10 protein-coding genes and 1 riboswitch are annotated in these 14,661 nt (G+C 52.3%); of the genes, 2 read left to right on the top strand and 8 right to left on the bottom strand.

The genetic code is table 11. From position 1 onward, the window contains the following. Nucleotides 1-27: 27 nt before the first annotated feature. Both mscL and QW71_RS18445 read right to left on the bottom strand, forming a co-directional pair. Nucleotides 28-429, bottom strand: a complete 402-nt coding sequence (gene mscL / locus QW71_RS18450) for a large conductance mechanosensitive channel protein MscL (protein WP_200905937.1) — start codon at nt 427-429, stop codon at nt 28-30. Nucleotides 430-607: 178 nt separating this feature from the next. Beyond that, nucleotides 608-4,108: an LPXTG cell wall anchor domain-containing protein gene (locus QW71_RS18445; RefSeq protein ID WP_047013848.1), complete on the bottom strand. Its 3,501-nt coding sequence runs from the start codon at nt 4,106-4,108 to the stop codon at nt 608-610. A 275-nt stretch (nt 4,109-4,383) separates the two neighbouring features. Between QW71_RS18445 and QW71_RS18440 the strand changes: the two genes are divergently transcribed. Then, the gene (locus QW71_RS18440; protein ID WP_039301674.1) at nt 4,384-5,145 is read left to right on the top strand and encodes a TIGR02206 family membrane protein; all 762 of its coding nucleotides are present in this window, start codon (nt 4,384-4,386) and stop codon (nt 5,143-5,145) included. Between the two features lie 112 nt (nt 5,146-5,257). Here the strand turns inward: QW71_RS18440 and QW71_RS18435 are convergent, their stop codons facing one another. The 5 genes from QW71_RS18435 to QW71_RS18415 all read right to left on the bottom strand — a co-directional run bounded on the left by QW71_RS18435 (nt 5,258) and on the right by QW71_RS18415 (nt 11,363). Then, a complete protein-coding gene (locus QW71_RS18435; RefSeq protein ID WP_039301672.1) occupies nt 5,258-5,689 on the bottom strand; it encodes a peptidylprolyl isomerase in 432 nt (143 codons plus the stop codon). Between the two features lie 140 nt (nt 5,690-5,829). Further along, nucleotides 5,830-7,164 carry a diaminopimelate decarboxylase gene (lysA, locus tag QW71_RS18430; RefSeq protein ID WP_039301669.1) on the bottom strand — a complete coding sequence of 445 codons (1,335 nt, stop codon included), beginning with the start codon at nt 7,162-7,164 and terminating at the stop codon, nt 5,830-5,832. 193 nt (nt 7,165-7,357) lie between these two features. Continuing rightward, on the bottom strand, nt 7,358-9,124 hold the full coding sequence (locus QW71_RS41410; protein ID WP_373604781.1) for a spore germination protein: 1,767 nt from the start codon (nt 9,122-9,124) through the stop codon (nt 7,358-7,360). A 1,151-nt stretch (nt 9,125-10,275) separates the two neighbouring features. Beyond that, nucleotides 10,276-10,701, bottom strand: coding sequence for a stage V sporulation protein AB (locus QW71_RS18420; protein WP_039301666.1), 426 nt, complete (start codon nt 10,699-10,701; stop codon nt 10,276-10,278). Nucleotides 10,702-10,703: 2 nt separating this feature from the next. After that, nucleotides 10,704-11,363, bottom strand: coding sequence for a stage V sporulation protein AA (locus tag QW71_RS18415; RefSeq protein WP_039301663.1), 660 nt, complete (start codon nt 11,361-11,363; stop codon nt 10,704-10,706). A gap of 186 nt (nt 11,364-11,549) precedes the next feature. Here QW71_RS18415 and QW71_RS18410 point away from each other — a divergent pair, with 186 nt between their 5' ends. Further along, nucleotides 11,550-12,719 carry a hypothetical protein gene (locus tag QW71_RS18410; RefSeq protein WP_039301660.1) on the top strand — a complete coding sequence of 390 codons (1,170 nt, stop codon included), beginning with the start codon at nt 11,550-11,552 and terminating at the stop codon, nt 12,717-12,719. 214 nt (nt 12,720-12,933) lie between these two features. Here the strand turns inward: QW71_RS18410 and QW71_RS18405 are convergent, their stop codons facing one another. Next, nucleotides 12,934-13,905, bottom strand: a complete 972-nt coding sequence (locus QW71_RS18405; protein ID WP_039301658.1) for a DMT family transporter — start codon at nt 13,903-13,905, stop codon at nt 12,934-12,936. Between the two features lie 129 nt (nt 13,906-14,034). Beyond that, nucleotides 14,035-14,183, bottom strand: a riboswitch (FMN riboswitch). Nucleotides 14,184-14,661 lie beyond the last annotated feature (478 nt).

The raw sequence follows: 14,661 nt of genomic DNA, 5'->3' as shown, positions 1-14,661 counted from the left end.
TTACTTTATTTATGTAACTTAGTTCCCTTAATTCCCTGACTCATGCTGCTTGTCCGCTCTCAGCAAATCACGAATTTCGATCAGCAGCGCAACCTCCGGTGCCGGAGCAGGGGGTTCGACAACTTCGACTTTAACAGTTTCCTTGCGTCTGAATCTGCTGGTCAGCTTCACTACCAGAAAGATAGAGAATGAAATAATGAAGAAATCCAGTACGGACTGTAAGAACAGGCCGTAATTCACGGCGGCTTCTCCGCTGCCCAGATGAAGCTCCTTCAGATTGGTATCTCCACTTATTAGGCCGATGAGCGGCATAATGATGTCACTAACCAATGAAGTAACAATTTTGCCGAAAGCCGCCCCGATTACAACCGCCACTGCCAGATCAAGCACATTCCCCTTCATGGCGAAGCTTTTGAATTCCTTCCACATGGACATTGCTATATCCCTCCGAAACTTTGAATTTTAGTAATTATAGCATTTTCGCCGCAGATGACCAATCTATTCTAAGCCTTTCTTAAGTCACGGCAAAAAGAGCAGGCAGCTATTTTCTGCCGCCTGCTCTTGGTGAAGGCTGATCCTATGATCAGCTGTCCTGATTAGCTACCGTTTATTCCTGATTCCGGTTCCGTCTGTACACCCGGTGTAATACGAACCCGATCAGGATCAAACCGAGTCCTGCCATATAGATCGGCAACGGGCTGTTCTCTCCGGTCTGCGGCAGTGTCCCTCCGGAGTCTGTTGCCGTGACCGTCCCTTGCGGGATGTCTTCATCTTCAATATCAACACCGCCGAGCGGAATGTCCTCATCAACCGGCACTTCCGGTGCCGGCGTGACTGGTGCAGGTGTAACCACTGCTACCGGCGCAGATGGCTGCGCTGTTGCGGGTAAGCCTGGACCTGCCGGAATTTCCAGATCATCGATAATGATCCCCGGAACTACCGTGCCCACCGGTGTTGGTACCGGCGTAATATCAGGTGTGACTGGCGGTGCTGTAGGATTAGGCGTCGCCTCCGGTCCATTCGTTGCCGTTGGAGCAGTTGTTGGCCCAGCTGTCTCTACAGGCGGTACCGTTGGAAGCGGTGTGGCTGTAGGCGCTTCTGTCGGCGCAATGGTGGCCGTCGGTATTGGCGTTGGCGTGGCTGTCGGCTGCTCCGCAGGAGTATTCGTTACGGTCAGATTCACTGCTGCGGATGAACCGATGGTGACCGCATGCTCACTTGTATCTAACACATAACCTGCCGGTGCTGCAGTTTCAATCAGGACATAGCTGCCCAGCCAGATATTGTTGAATACTGCATTGCCCGCTGCATCCGTAGTCCGGGTATTCACAAGCACACGATCGCTGCCATTCAGGCGGTACAATTCAAAGGTGGCACCTGCAAGTGCTTTGGTGCTGTCATCCGCATCAATTTTGTGGACATTCAGCGTTCCTCTGACCCCGCTGCCTGTTCCCGAGCCGCTGGATACGCCGACTATGATCTCTTTACTGGTATCCTTGTTGACCAGTACGACATTATTACCGCTAAGGTTAACGGTATTGACCAACTTATCCCCCGTATTCGCTACGATCAGGGATTGATATTCAAGCACATATGCGGAATGGATATCCTGGAGGAAGCTAAGCACGAAGGTCTGCTTACCCTCTGCATCAGCACTGATATTCAAGGTATAATCCGTATCCTTTACAAGCTCAGGTCCGCTCTTCGTTACATCACCATTCACGGCAGTAACTGTCCGGTACAGATGGAACGTGTCCGGCAGCAGAATCTGATTGGTACTTGGCACATCTGTAATAACGGCATCCTTCACATGGGACTGTGTCCGGTTAATAGCGATCGTCCACTGCAGCTTATCACCGTTCTGAACGCCGTCTTTGAACACATATTCGTCGCCATGCGGAATATTCACCGAGGCCTTCAGATCTTTGGAGACTTTCTTGGTGCCATCCAGCAGATTGGCTGTGTTAGCAACGGTAGTACCAATCAACTGCCCTGCAAGGCTTGTTTTGAATACAACATAGTAAGGTGAATTGATCGCATTGTCAAAATCCACCTGAAGCTCATTCCCGCTTCCGACAGTGTAGCTATAGGAGCTGCCGGCAAGTTCGGTGCCGAAACTGTGAGCCCCTCCGGGAGCAATATTCATCCGGTACACTTTTAGTGAACCCGGCACAAGTGACTGTCCCGCGTTCAATATGTCTGTTACCCGGGGATCAGCAATAGCCTTACTGTTGTAATTGACGCCCATTGTCCAGGTGATCTCTTTGGCAGACGCATCATATACCCCGGATTTGAAGCCGTTGTTCTTCACCTCAGGGCCCGGAATGAACTGCCCTCTGGCTTCTGTCCATTGAGCGTTATTCGCGCTGTCCTTCCAGTCAATCCGCGCTACGTTAATGAAATTATCTGTAGTACCTGTAAGCCAGTCATTACTGAATTCAGTCTGATAACTAATTGTGTATGTGCCGCTGATCGGCGAATTGAATTTCACCTTGAAGCCTTCGTTAGGCTGTGCCGGTGAACCGGCAATCAGTGAATACGCTGAAGCATTAAGCACGGTGCCGGCTTCATTGCGTACGACCAGTGAACCCGCGATAAACTTCTGGCCGCCGTACGGGAAACTATCCGTAACCACTACCTGGCTCATCGGATAATTATCGCCGTTCAGCGTAATCTTCCAATCCGTTACATGGGTGGCGTAGTTGACTCCTGACAAATTCTTATAAATGATGGCCGGCCGGATAAGCTGTGTAGCCTTATCGTTATAAGTACTGTCTGAGACAGTGTTGGTAATAGTGGTGTCGCTGAATACGCGGTCTACTGCTTTGGTCTTATATTCGATCAGATATGCAGAGGTCACAGCATCTGCAAACTCCAGTTTGAATCCGGCGTTTGTGCCTTCAACAACCGGCGTTACTGTATAGTCTGCACCTGCGGTTAGAGCCGTCCCTTTCGTAGCTCCTCCTGCAGAATCCAGCGTCACCGGATAAATCCGCAGCGAGTCTGCAACCAGCTGCTGGGAATGATTGAATACATCTGTCAACACCGCATTCTCTGCAGAGATCGTGCGTTTATTGTAGTTGTATTCAATAGCCCAGCTGATGGTCTGCTTCCCCCACTCATAGCTGGCTGCCTTCTTCTTGATGCTTCCTCCGCGTTCAATAACGACTGTAGCCGAGCTGCTTACCGGATCACGTCCATCACCGGTGAAGGTAGCGGTATTCGTGAAGCTGGTCAGACTGTCGCTGACTACCTGTGTTGTATAGGCAATGCGGTACGCACCTGTGATTACAGAGTCCGTGAAGCGGAGAACAAGTGCACCGCCGGAAACGTCAGCGGTATATTTGCTGCTGTCTACAAGCTGGCCTTGGGTCACTGTACCGTCAAGCAGAACATTCAGCTGGTACACCGCAAGGGTTACCGTGCTGTCCAGCGACAACCCGGCAGGAACAGGGTCTGTCACCACCGCATTGCTGACCGGTTCAAGCTTCTTATTGACATCCACCGTCCAGAAGATATGATCAGCATTGAAGCCGCTGGACACGCCCTTCTTCTCAATCGTCGAACCCACGGATGGCTTAAATGCCACGCTAATGGTCTGTATTCCGCCGTTTACGGGGAATAGAATCTGCTGAACCGTACTGCCGCTTATCACCTGTTTATCGAATTTGGTATTAATCCGCAGGGTGCCCTGTACGTTGTCATGACTCTCGATGTAGTCGTTGAAAGTCATGACTATCTGATGTGTCGACTGGCTCACTGTGAACGTCCCGACATCTCCATCGTCGGACACGAGTCCGCCCTGGATATCATTGAACAGCTCGAATTGTTCAGGAAGCTGGAAGGTGAAGCTATCTCCCTGAGTATACCCGTGCCCGTTGGGAAGCGACCAGGTATAATCCAGCGTAACAGTAGAGTCCACATCATATACACTTCCGGTTACCGTCTGTCCGTCCGGCCCATACACGGCCATCGATACACTGGTAATAATATCTCTGTCCTGCTCGATTCCCTCCGCTTTAACCTGCTGGGTGAACCCCAGTCCGTAGGCATACTGCACAAACAGCATGATTATCACAATTGCCAGACTTGTTCTTTTTTTCACCATTTCCCTGAAGCCCCCGTTCTTAAATTTGATATGAAACGAGCATACAGAAAAGATGGCTGCCGAACGCACCGGTAAAAACACTCCGCCTGATGGGTCGTTATGTATACGGGCATATGCGTCCATCTTATGTAAATAAACCGATACTCCTGTCTTTTCTGTCTAGCCCGAACGATATATACTTATATCACCTAAGACTAGATCTTTAGAATCAGTTATATTCAAATTCTGAACTTTTATTTTCTTTTATTTATTTCTGGATTCAAGGAGAGAGCACAGTGAACCTTAATCTTTTTTGGGACCGCCATCGTAATCATGATTTCTTAATGTTCTCAACCCCGCATCTCATTGCCCTGTCGATCGTCGCCCTATGCTGTCTGCTGCTCTACGGATCACGTTTCACCCTGCGTACACATTCCGGTCTGAGGCGCAGTGTCCGCATGCTGCTGGTACTGCTGCTGATCGCCTGCGAGGGCGGGCTGCATGTCTGGTATGTCTCCCAGGATATCTGGAGCCGCAGTTCCTCCCTGCCGCTTGAACTATGCGGCATTACCCTGCTCTTGTCGGTAATCATGCTTCTTACACGCAGCAGGCTGCTGTATTCTTTTCTCTACTTTGCCGGGATCGGCGGTGCATTCATCGCCCTGCTTACGCCTAATCTGGTCTACCCGTTTCCGCATTTCCGCTTCCTGCTGTTCTTCATTGCCCACGGGTCGATTATTCTGGCATCCCTGTACATGACCTGGATTGAAGGCTACAAGCCTACCTGGCGCTCGCTCTTCTTCACCATGCTCTGCCTGAATGTTATCGCCGTATGTGTCTATGCCGCCGATATGCTGCTGGATTCCAACTATATGTTTCTGGCTCACAAGCCCAGCACGTTCTCCGTACTTGATTATTTCGGCCCCTATCCGTATTATCTGCTCGTCGAAGAGGCCTTTGCCTTTGTCATCTTCCTGCTGATGTTCCTGATCTTCTTCAAGCTGCCCGAGCTGTATGCCTCCCGGCGCGGCCGCAGAGGCTGGACCAGTATGAGGTAAAAGCATATATGTGCAAAAAAAAAGCACCCGGCTGGATGATCCAGCCGGGGGCTTTTGACGATGCTTGTACCCGGCTGGATGATCCAGCCGGGTGCTTTTGACGATGCTTGTATTATACTTCTACTACTTCAACGGTAGCCATTTTGTCGCGGCCTTTGAAAGCATCGACTTGATCCATACCTTCAACCACTTTACCGAATACAGTGTGTACTCCGTCAAGGTGAGGCTGTGGTGCATAAGCGATGTAGAACTGGCTTCCGCCTGTGTTCTTACCCGCATGGGCCATAGCCAGGGAGCCGCGCTCATGCTTGTTCGGGTTGATTTCGCAGTTGATGGTATAACCAGGGCCGCCGGAGCCTGTTCCGTTAGGACAGCCGCCTTGAGCTACGAAACCTGGAATTACACGGTGGAACAACAGTCCGTTGTAGAATCCATCTTTAGCCAGTTTCTCAAAGTTTGCTACAGTATTAGGCGCATCCTGTTCGAACAAGTCGATCAGCACGACACCGCCGTTTTCGAGTGTAATTTTCGCTTGCTTAGCCATATGTAAATGACCCCTTTCGAAATGACAAATATAGAACACTTTTATTAGTTTACTATGAAATGGGGCACAAAGCAAAGCAAGCGGGAACGATTCCCGCCTGCCCTGTTTGACTGCCCCGCTGCCTGCGCAGCGGTTAAGGTTTATTTCGTAACGGTCTGTTTGGCAATACGTGCCGGCACAATATCATTGGCCACGATATCCTGATGCGATTCACGGCGAACCACCAGATCGCTCTGGCCGTTCTGTACGAAGACTACCGCCGGACGGCGGATACGGTTATAGTTGCTGGCCATGGAGTAATTGTAGGCGCCTGTGCAGGCAACAGCGAGCAGATCGCCGCTCTCTACCTTCGGCAGCTCTACATCCCAGATCAGCATATCCCCGCTCTCGCAGCATTTGCCGGCGATGGATACGGTCTCCTCGTTAGGCTCAGTCGCACGGCTTGCGAGCACTGCTTCGTACTTGGATTCATACAGTGCCGGACGCGGATTGTCCGTCATTCCGCCGTCAACGGCAACATATTTGCGCACACCAGGAATTTCTTTGCTCGTTCCTACGGTGTACAAGGTCGTACCGGCATCGCCTACGATACTGCGGCCCGGCTCAACCCAGATCTGCGGCAGCCCATCACCGATACCGGCGAAGTGCGTCTTCACTGCATCCGTAATGGCTGCAACATACTCGGAAACCTGCAGTGGAGTATCTCCATCCACATAACGGATACCGAATCCGCCGCCAAGATTGACGACCGGGAAGCTGATGGCCAGCTCTTCCTTCACTTTGCGGGTGAACTCGGCGATCCGCTCAATTGCAAGCTGGAAGCCCTCTGTCTCAAAAATCTGCGAGCCGATATGGGAATGAACGCCAAGCAGGTTCAAATTGGCTTTGCCGTCTGCCTGCCTTACCGCTTCCTGCGCTGAGCCGTTGCCGATATCGAACCCGAATTTGGAATCCGTCTGTCCGGTCGATGCGTAGGCATGGTGGGCATGCGCTTCTACGCCCGGAGTAACCCGGAGCAGAATATTAACCGTTACTTCCTTGCGGGCAGCAATCGCCTGCAGCAGGCTGAGTTCAACCAGGTTATCGACTACAAAGCAGCCGATGCCTGCATCGATCGCCATTTCAATCTCATCCGGAGTCTTGTTATTACCGTGGAAGTGAATGCGTTCTGCCGGGAAGCCGGCTTGCAGCGCGGTATACAGCTCACCATCGGAAACAACATCCAGCGACAGTCCTTCCTCATCCGCTAACCGGCACATGGCCATCGTTGAGAAAGCCTTACTGGCGTAGGCAACCTGGAAACCGAGTCCGGAAGCTGTAAAAGCGTCCATGTACTCGCGGCAGCGGCGCCGGACCAATTGCTCGTCCACTATATATAGCGGGGTACCATACTCCGCTTTCAATTCTGTCACATCACATCCGCCGATTTCCAAATGCCCTGCATCGTTAATTCGGCTCGTCCCGTGTAAAAACATTGCGCAGTCCTCCAATTTCTGTGGAATATCTGTTCCACCCTGTCTAGTATATGTTACAGAACCCCGCAGCGTTACATAAAGTATGGCCTCAGGAGAGGAATTCCACTTTCTTGCGGGGCTGTTTAGTGTATTCAGTATAGCAGACAGAGGGAACTCCATAGAATGGACTAATTTGCAGTTGATTTGTATTTTCCTACGACTTGTGTTCCTTCTCCTGTTTAGGCGGCATCCGGGTATTATCCCGTGTTTTGTTGAAGGAAGGCCTTGTTTTGGAGTTGAGCACCGGCTGGCGCAGGAGGATTTCACCCATTGCTTTTGCATTAAACGGTATAAACGGCCACAAATACGAAGAATTGTAGGAACGGTGTGTAGTCAAGAGCACCACCAGCAGCGTTGTCCCGATCATGAAGCCGGGAATCTGGAAAGCGGCCACCGCCAGCAGTAGTGCAAGCCTGACAATCCGGTTGGCCAGCCCTAGCTCATAGCTCGGCGTTGCGAACATCCCGATGGAGGCCACTGCCATGTAGAGCACCACCTCGTTGACAAAAAGACCGGTCTGCACGGCGATGTCACCTACCAGTATCGCAGCAATCAGACCCATCGCCGAGCCGAGCGGTGTCGGTGTATGGACGGCGGCCATCCGCAGAAGATCCACCCCTAATTCAACGATTAAGAATTGGGCGATAAGCGGAATTTTCGCCGTCTTTTGCGGACCGATAAAATCCAGCATGGCCGGCTTCAGCTCCGGATGAAGGACCAGCAGCATCCACAGCGGCAGCAGGAACATCGAGGCAAAGATCCCGATGAAGCGCACCCAGCGCAGGTAGCTTCCCATAAAAGGCGTCTGGCGGTTCTCTTCCGCATGCTGGCAGAGATCAAAGAACGTCGTCGGCAGCACCATGACACTCGGCGAGGTATCCACGAAGACTACCACTCTGCCCTCCAGCAGATGGGAGGCCACAATATCCGGCCGCTCCGAGTACCGGACCAGCGGATACGGGTTCCATCCGCCGCCGACAATGGCCTCCTCGAGCTGTTTGTCAGCAAGGGGAATCCCGTCGATATCGACGCTTTTCAGCTTATCGGTAACGGCCTGCACCTGAGTCTTGTCGACGATATCGTCAATATAGGCTACGCAGACATCGGTCCGGGTCCGGCGTCCAATCTGATGCATCTCGTATTTCAGCCCCGGGTCGCGAATCCGTCTTCTGACCAGAGCCACGTTGCTCAGGAGCGTCTCTGTGAAGCCGTCGCGCGCTCCGCGGACCACCCGTTCAATCGAAGGCTCATCAGGGCTGCGCGAAGGATACGAACGGGTATCCATGATAATAACCTGGCTTTCGCCCTCAATGAAGAACACGCTCATGCCTGACAAGACTTTATTGATGCTCTCGCTGAGCAGCTCGCCCTTCTCTACCTGGACATGGGGAATATATTCGCTCATGAAGCTGGCGAACACATCGGTAGATATATTATCCGGGGTCAGATAGGTCAGACGCTTCAGAATCTCGTCAATAATGGTATCCTTGGCGAACCCGCTGATGCAGAGCAGCGCAACGCGCCGGCCCCCAAAGGACATTTCCCTGAAGACGATATCAAAGGATGAACCCAGGCCCATGACTTCGGTCAGGGTTTTTTTGGTATCCTCCAGGTTGGTCGATACCTTATCATTGCCTTGCCAGTACTTAATAGACTCCTCCAGAGAGTCAGAACGTTCATTGTCGCGTTTCTGCTGAAGCAGATCTTTGGGCTTACCGGCGGAGTCCGCCCCTTGACTGGACTTGGCCTTCTTAGCCTTGCTGCCGGACTGATCCCCGGCCTTCTGAGGGGCTCCAGATTTATCTGTGTCATTACTTGCGGAACCCCCGCTCTGTGCCTGCCTTGACGATCCCTCTTCACCCTTATCCGCACCAGAAGTGTTCTGCTCTTCTTCCTCAGATTCTTCATCATCTCCGAACAATCTGGCAAAAAATCCTTTATGGCTCTTCTCCGGTGTCTCGGCACCTAGTTCGTCTGATGTCTCCGTATCCTGTGACTGGCTGCCTGAGGCTGGAGCTGGCGGGTTGTCTTCGCCGGATGCTGAAGCTGTGCCTGCATTATCGTCTGCAGCCGATACCTCGGCCTCCTGCTTGTCCTCATCTTGCCCACTTGTTCCCTGGGCGGTAGTCTTCTCTGTATCCGGACTGCCTTGATCAGGTTTGGCCGGGCCCTCCTGATCCGGTGTACCCGCTCCATCGGAAGCCTGCAAATCGTGGTCCCCGTAACCGGTTGCTCCGGAATCCACTCCGATATCCGCACCGGGTTCCGCTCCGCTATCCCCACCAGATTCCGCTCCGCTTGCAGCTTTATCTCCTTGTTCAGCTGAGGCGGAATCTCCCTGCGGCCGGCCCGGCTGGCCAAGCTCGTCCGCAGCTTCAGTATCCTGATTCTGTCCGTCACCGGAGTCCGCTCCGGCTCCCTGTCCCGGTCCGGCATCATCTCCAAACAAGCTGCTCAAAAATCCTTTGACGCCGCCACCGGACTCCTGGCTATCCGAATCGTCTCCGGCTGCGTTGCTGTTCGCCGCTGTGCTGCCGGAAGCTTCGTTATCTGCTGCATCTCCTGTTTCACGGCTGTCCGCCGCTGTGCTGCCTGCAGCCGCGCTATCCGCTGCGTCTCCAGCTTCACGGCCTTCCGCTGCCTTACTACCGGCAGGCTCTGCCTCAGAGGGCCTGCCTTCTGCACCCGTTCCGGCATCCATGCCGGAACGGATTTCCGCACCGCCCTCTATCGGCCGGGTAACAGCTCCCAGCTCACCTGAAACCTCCGTCTCCTGCGGTTGTCCCCCACCTGCATCAGCCTGATGTACAGCTTGTCCTTCTTGCTGCGGCTGGGTTCTATCAGCCCCATTCTGTTGTGCAGCCTGCGCTTCACCCATCGGTTGGCCTTTGTCAGCACCATCCCGCTGTGCAGCTAACCCTTCATCTTGCCGTTGGCCCCTGTCTGCAATACTTTGCTGTGCAGCCTGTCCTTCATGCTGCGGCGGCTTTTGCTGTTCCGGCTTGCCATGCTTTTTATCCGCTTCCACCTGATCACCGCTGTGAATATACCTAACCACCCCGTAGCCTCCTTTTACTGTCGGTATACAAACCAGTCGAACAATGAACCTGCCACTTTGCCGCATACCATAGCCATCAGCAGTCCGAACAACATATGTGTCATATGCAGTCTTTTGGCCAGAATCGGCAGTACGTTCAGTACCTCTGTCAGCGCAGCGGCCAGCATACCGATGAATACTCCGTCGAACAGTCCGACTCCCAGCTCTATCAGCGGGCCCGCTGTTATTTTCCAGTTCCAGAAATCACTCATTGTGCCTAGCAGCGAGCCCCCGACCATGGCCCCTTCATACCAGTGCACTTTATCGTAGGAGGAGGTCAGCTGCGCCAGCCGGGGCACCATATCCAGCACTATAAAAAGAGCGATTACCCCGCCGCCGACAGCGATTCCTCCGGCAATGCCGAGCAGCAGGTTAAGTCCGAGCGATATTTGTGCAGTCATGCTCACTCCCCCCTGCGTCCCGATGTATCATCTCCGCGGCGTTTCATTTTGCTATATTCCTCGTTGACTACATAGTGGTCGATATTTTTCTGATACAGGAACATCTCCACTTCGAGCGGTGTCGGCTCCTCGTTCCATTTTTTTTTGAACAAATGGTTGAAAAAAATCACCATCCCCAGCCCGATGCCCAGCGAATAAGCGATCTGGAATACGTACGGATGCTCATCCCTCCTGCCGGTCAGCATCTCAACAATCCGGATCTGCACCTCCTGCATGCTGACATCGGCATGGAAATTCATGATCGTCAGCGCCGAGCCGAAGAACAGCAGCAGCCACACCAGCACAAACAACGCTGTGGAAGGTTTGTTTGCCGTTGCCGGGCCTTCAATCTGCACAATCGTCCGTCCTTCGCCAATCGGCTGGATATCCGCATGCGGAAGCAGCTCATGAATCCGGGGAATCACCGTCAGCAGATCAATCAGAATCAGATTGCCGTCACTTTGCTCCGGCTGCAGCAGCAGCAGTGAATACAGCGGCTCCCGCCACTCCGGCTCGGTGATCAGAAAGGCTACATCGCGCAGCATCACACCTTTGCCTTTGGGCACGGTTACCCGGTTTTTGAGCTGTATATAAATGGCGGGAGCCGGGTGAGGATTGTCCATTGGCGGTGCCTCCTAAGGTTGTAGTGTGAAGCAGCTGAAGATGCAAGAATAACGGTAGTATGGGAGAAAAGGTTTATTTTTACTCTTTAACCCTGTAATTCATATTTATTGAGCCGGGCATCCGAAACCTTTCCTTACTACGGCCGTCTATATTAACAGTTATTTACATAGAGGGGATGGAAGGTTATGAAAAGAGTGCTGCATCAATCATTACATCTGGCTATAAGCGCATCTATTTTACTGGCATTCACTGCTCCGCTTACAGCACATGCGGCAGAAGAAATTAATTATTATGATTCGTATATCAGCAAAACCAGCGGCGTCCAGCTCTATTCGGCCGGCCAATTGGACGGAGACCAGTTTGTCGATGCCGTCATTGCCAGACAACCGGACGGAACCTACGCCAAATGGCAGGAGCCTTTTCATTATTTCCGGAATTATGGCGGTAATGAACTGAAGTTAACAGGAGATGATGATCCGGAGCAAAGTTACGTGTACGATACCCGGAGTCAATCCATCCTGCGCAAAACCGCTTATACTCTGTCTCCGGACGGGTATTGGGGATATCTGGAGCGCTCGCGTTACCTCTTGATGCCAAATTCACCGATGGGCAGCGGGTATGTCGGCAAATTCCATGACTATTATCTTAAAAACATGAAGACAGGTGCCGTCTCGGTATATTATTCCACTCAGAGATACTACAGCGCCTTTTGGCTGAACCAGCACACGCTACTGGAGAGCGGGTACAATGAGGCTGTTAAACAGAATGTGATCAGTACTTATGATCCGTCCACCGGGGAACGGCATGAACTGCTAAAGGGCAGCATGTACAACCGGAACCTTAGCAAGGGAATCATCTATTATGTAAAAAACGAGCCGCAGCGCCTGCCCTGGGTCTATGGCCTGAAGAGCGGGACGTCACGGCTGATCACTGACTATAGCGAACTCGAAACACTGTTTCCCGCTTCCCCCTCTTCCAGACCGGAAGCAGCGCTGCCGCAGGATACAGTGCTGAAAGACCTGCCGGTCATCGAGATTCCTGTCTCCATGACATACGAATACAGTGTCAGTCTGGACGGACAGAACGTCGATGTATCTACCGTATTCTCCAGGGAGGGACAAGACTGGATTCCGGTGAAGCCGCTCGCTGCCGCACTCGGGTGGGGCATTGAATCTGAGGACCGGGGCCACTTAAACGATCCCTCTGCCGGTTACGGCTATGAGATCACAAGCGCCAGCAAGAGTGTAAAGCTTACACCTGCGAACAGCTTCAATTCCGGAAACAGGCTGTACATCTCGCAGGCACAGCTAAAGCAGCTGGGTTATAACACCATCGTAATAACTCCATACCTGTAGCAGAAGAAATAACGGCAGCAGGACGGGAACACACCACCGGATGTCGGACAGGGGAGGCGGCCAAACGGACTCAGTCCGGTTCACTCGCAGATTTGGGTCATCAGCCCTACAAAAAACAAAGAGGATGTCCCGGGCCATTGCGGCTCGCGGGAACATCCTCTTTTGGTGATACCGAAACCCTGGGGTCGTCCCCTCAGGCTGCGGCTATCCGTTGTTAATTCTGTTTGGTAAGCTCCGCCTGATGTCCCTGACGGCTCTGCTGGCTCGAAATAAAGAACAGCGCCGTCCAGATCAGTGCGAAGCCGATAATTTGCGGCAGAGTCACAAGCTGGTGATATACAATCCAGTTGATCAGAATCCCTGTCATCGGGAAGCTGAGTTCAGCCAGCGTGGCTACAGAAGCCTTGGTTGTGTTCAGGCCCTTGTAATAGAGCAGCATGCTGAGCAATCCGGGCAGCAGAGCCTGCAGCAGGAGATTAATGGCAACAGCGGCCGAACCGCTGATTCCGCCGGTAATCTGCCACGGGGCTCCCTCCATGCTGGTGATCACGAATAAAAGCGGCAAAGCCAGAATAAAGCGCAGGGAAGTTACAGTTTCATATTTCATGGAACCCAGCAGATAGCGGCCCATGACAGTCGACCCGCCCCATAATGCGGCGGCGCCCAGCGCCATTAGACTGCCTACACCCATGAAGCTGTTCACATGGCCGAATGGAATCGTCCAGCCAAAGGTAAGCAGGTAAGTGCCTAATAGTGCAACAATGATAAGCGGTGCGAAATTCTTAGGCAGGCGTTCTTTAAGGATAACAGCGGCCAGACCAATGGCGAAGAGCGGCTGCAGCTTTTGCAGCAGCAGTACAGCATTGAAATCTCCGCTGGACAATGCTTTGGTGAACAGGATTGTAGCTATGGCCGAACCTCCCCATGACACAACCAGCAGGGCCCCGGCTTGACGAAGGCGGATCCCCTTCAGTTCTGCGCGCTGACGCCACATTACAGGTGCAGCAACCAGGAAGAGCACAACATGCTCCAGCAGGACGATCTGTGAAGAGGTCAGGGATTTCAGCAGGATAATACGGAACAGCGGGTCAACACCCCATAGGGCTGCCCCCAGAACTACCAGCCAGAATCCGCTGCGCAGCGGTGCGGTACGGACTCCTTGAGATGAAGCAGATACATTACTCATCATTCATTCTCCTTGTCGATACAAACCCTCGATAAGAGACCAAAAGCCCCCGCGTCACCTGTAAACAGGGCAAACACCGGGGGCCATTATCAATAAAGACATCAGGGAATACACCCGCTGCCTTTACCTTATGCTCCTCTCCCATCCGGACTTTACCGTCGGCTCTGGATTGTCACCAGATCAGTCGCTTCCTCTTGTAAAAGAGTAACGAGTCGCGGGCTTAGCTCACTTGGAACATCACCGCCGGTCAGGAATTTCACCTTACCCCGAGAATCTTGTATTCTGTTATTTTTTTCACAATCTCAGGATAACTCCGTTTCATGAATTCGTCTAGCCTTTTTATGAAAATATACGCATTTTTTCATCGTACGATCATTTTTCTGAGAAAATGCATCATTTCGCAATTACACGAACTGCATAGTTTGGCAGAAACGGAGCCTTGTTATAGAATAAGATACGAATACACTTTTTATCCATATTATAGTAACCCTAACGGAGGACGCTGTGAAAAGATCATTTGAAACCAATCTGCTTTACTCCATCCTTGCCTTAGCCATCATTACATTTGCAGGTTTTATTGCCTACATTATTGCTACTTTTACCGGTGGTATGCTGTTCTATGCTCCGCTTGTCCTCGCCGCTTCGGCCGGGCTTGCAGTATTCGCTGTAATCTCTATCTTTGAACTGTTCAGCAAACGGTTCCGCCTGATTGCGCTCGCGGCTTTTGCCGGAATCTGCCTGCTGAGCGCAGCCGGT

Origin of the sequence: Paenibacillus sp. IHB B 3415, from assembly GCF_000802655.2 — a bacterium.
Classification (GTDB): Bacteria; Bacillota; Bacilli; order Paenibacillales; family Paenibacillaceae; genus Paenibacillus_AQ; species Paenibacillus_AQ phytohabitans.
Note: the sequence above shows the minus strand (reverse complement) of the source record. Positions and strands in the feature narration are given on the sequence as shown.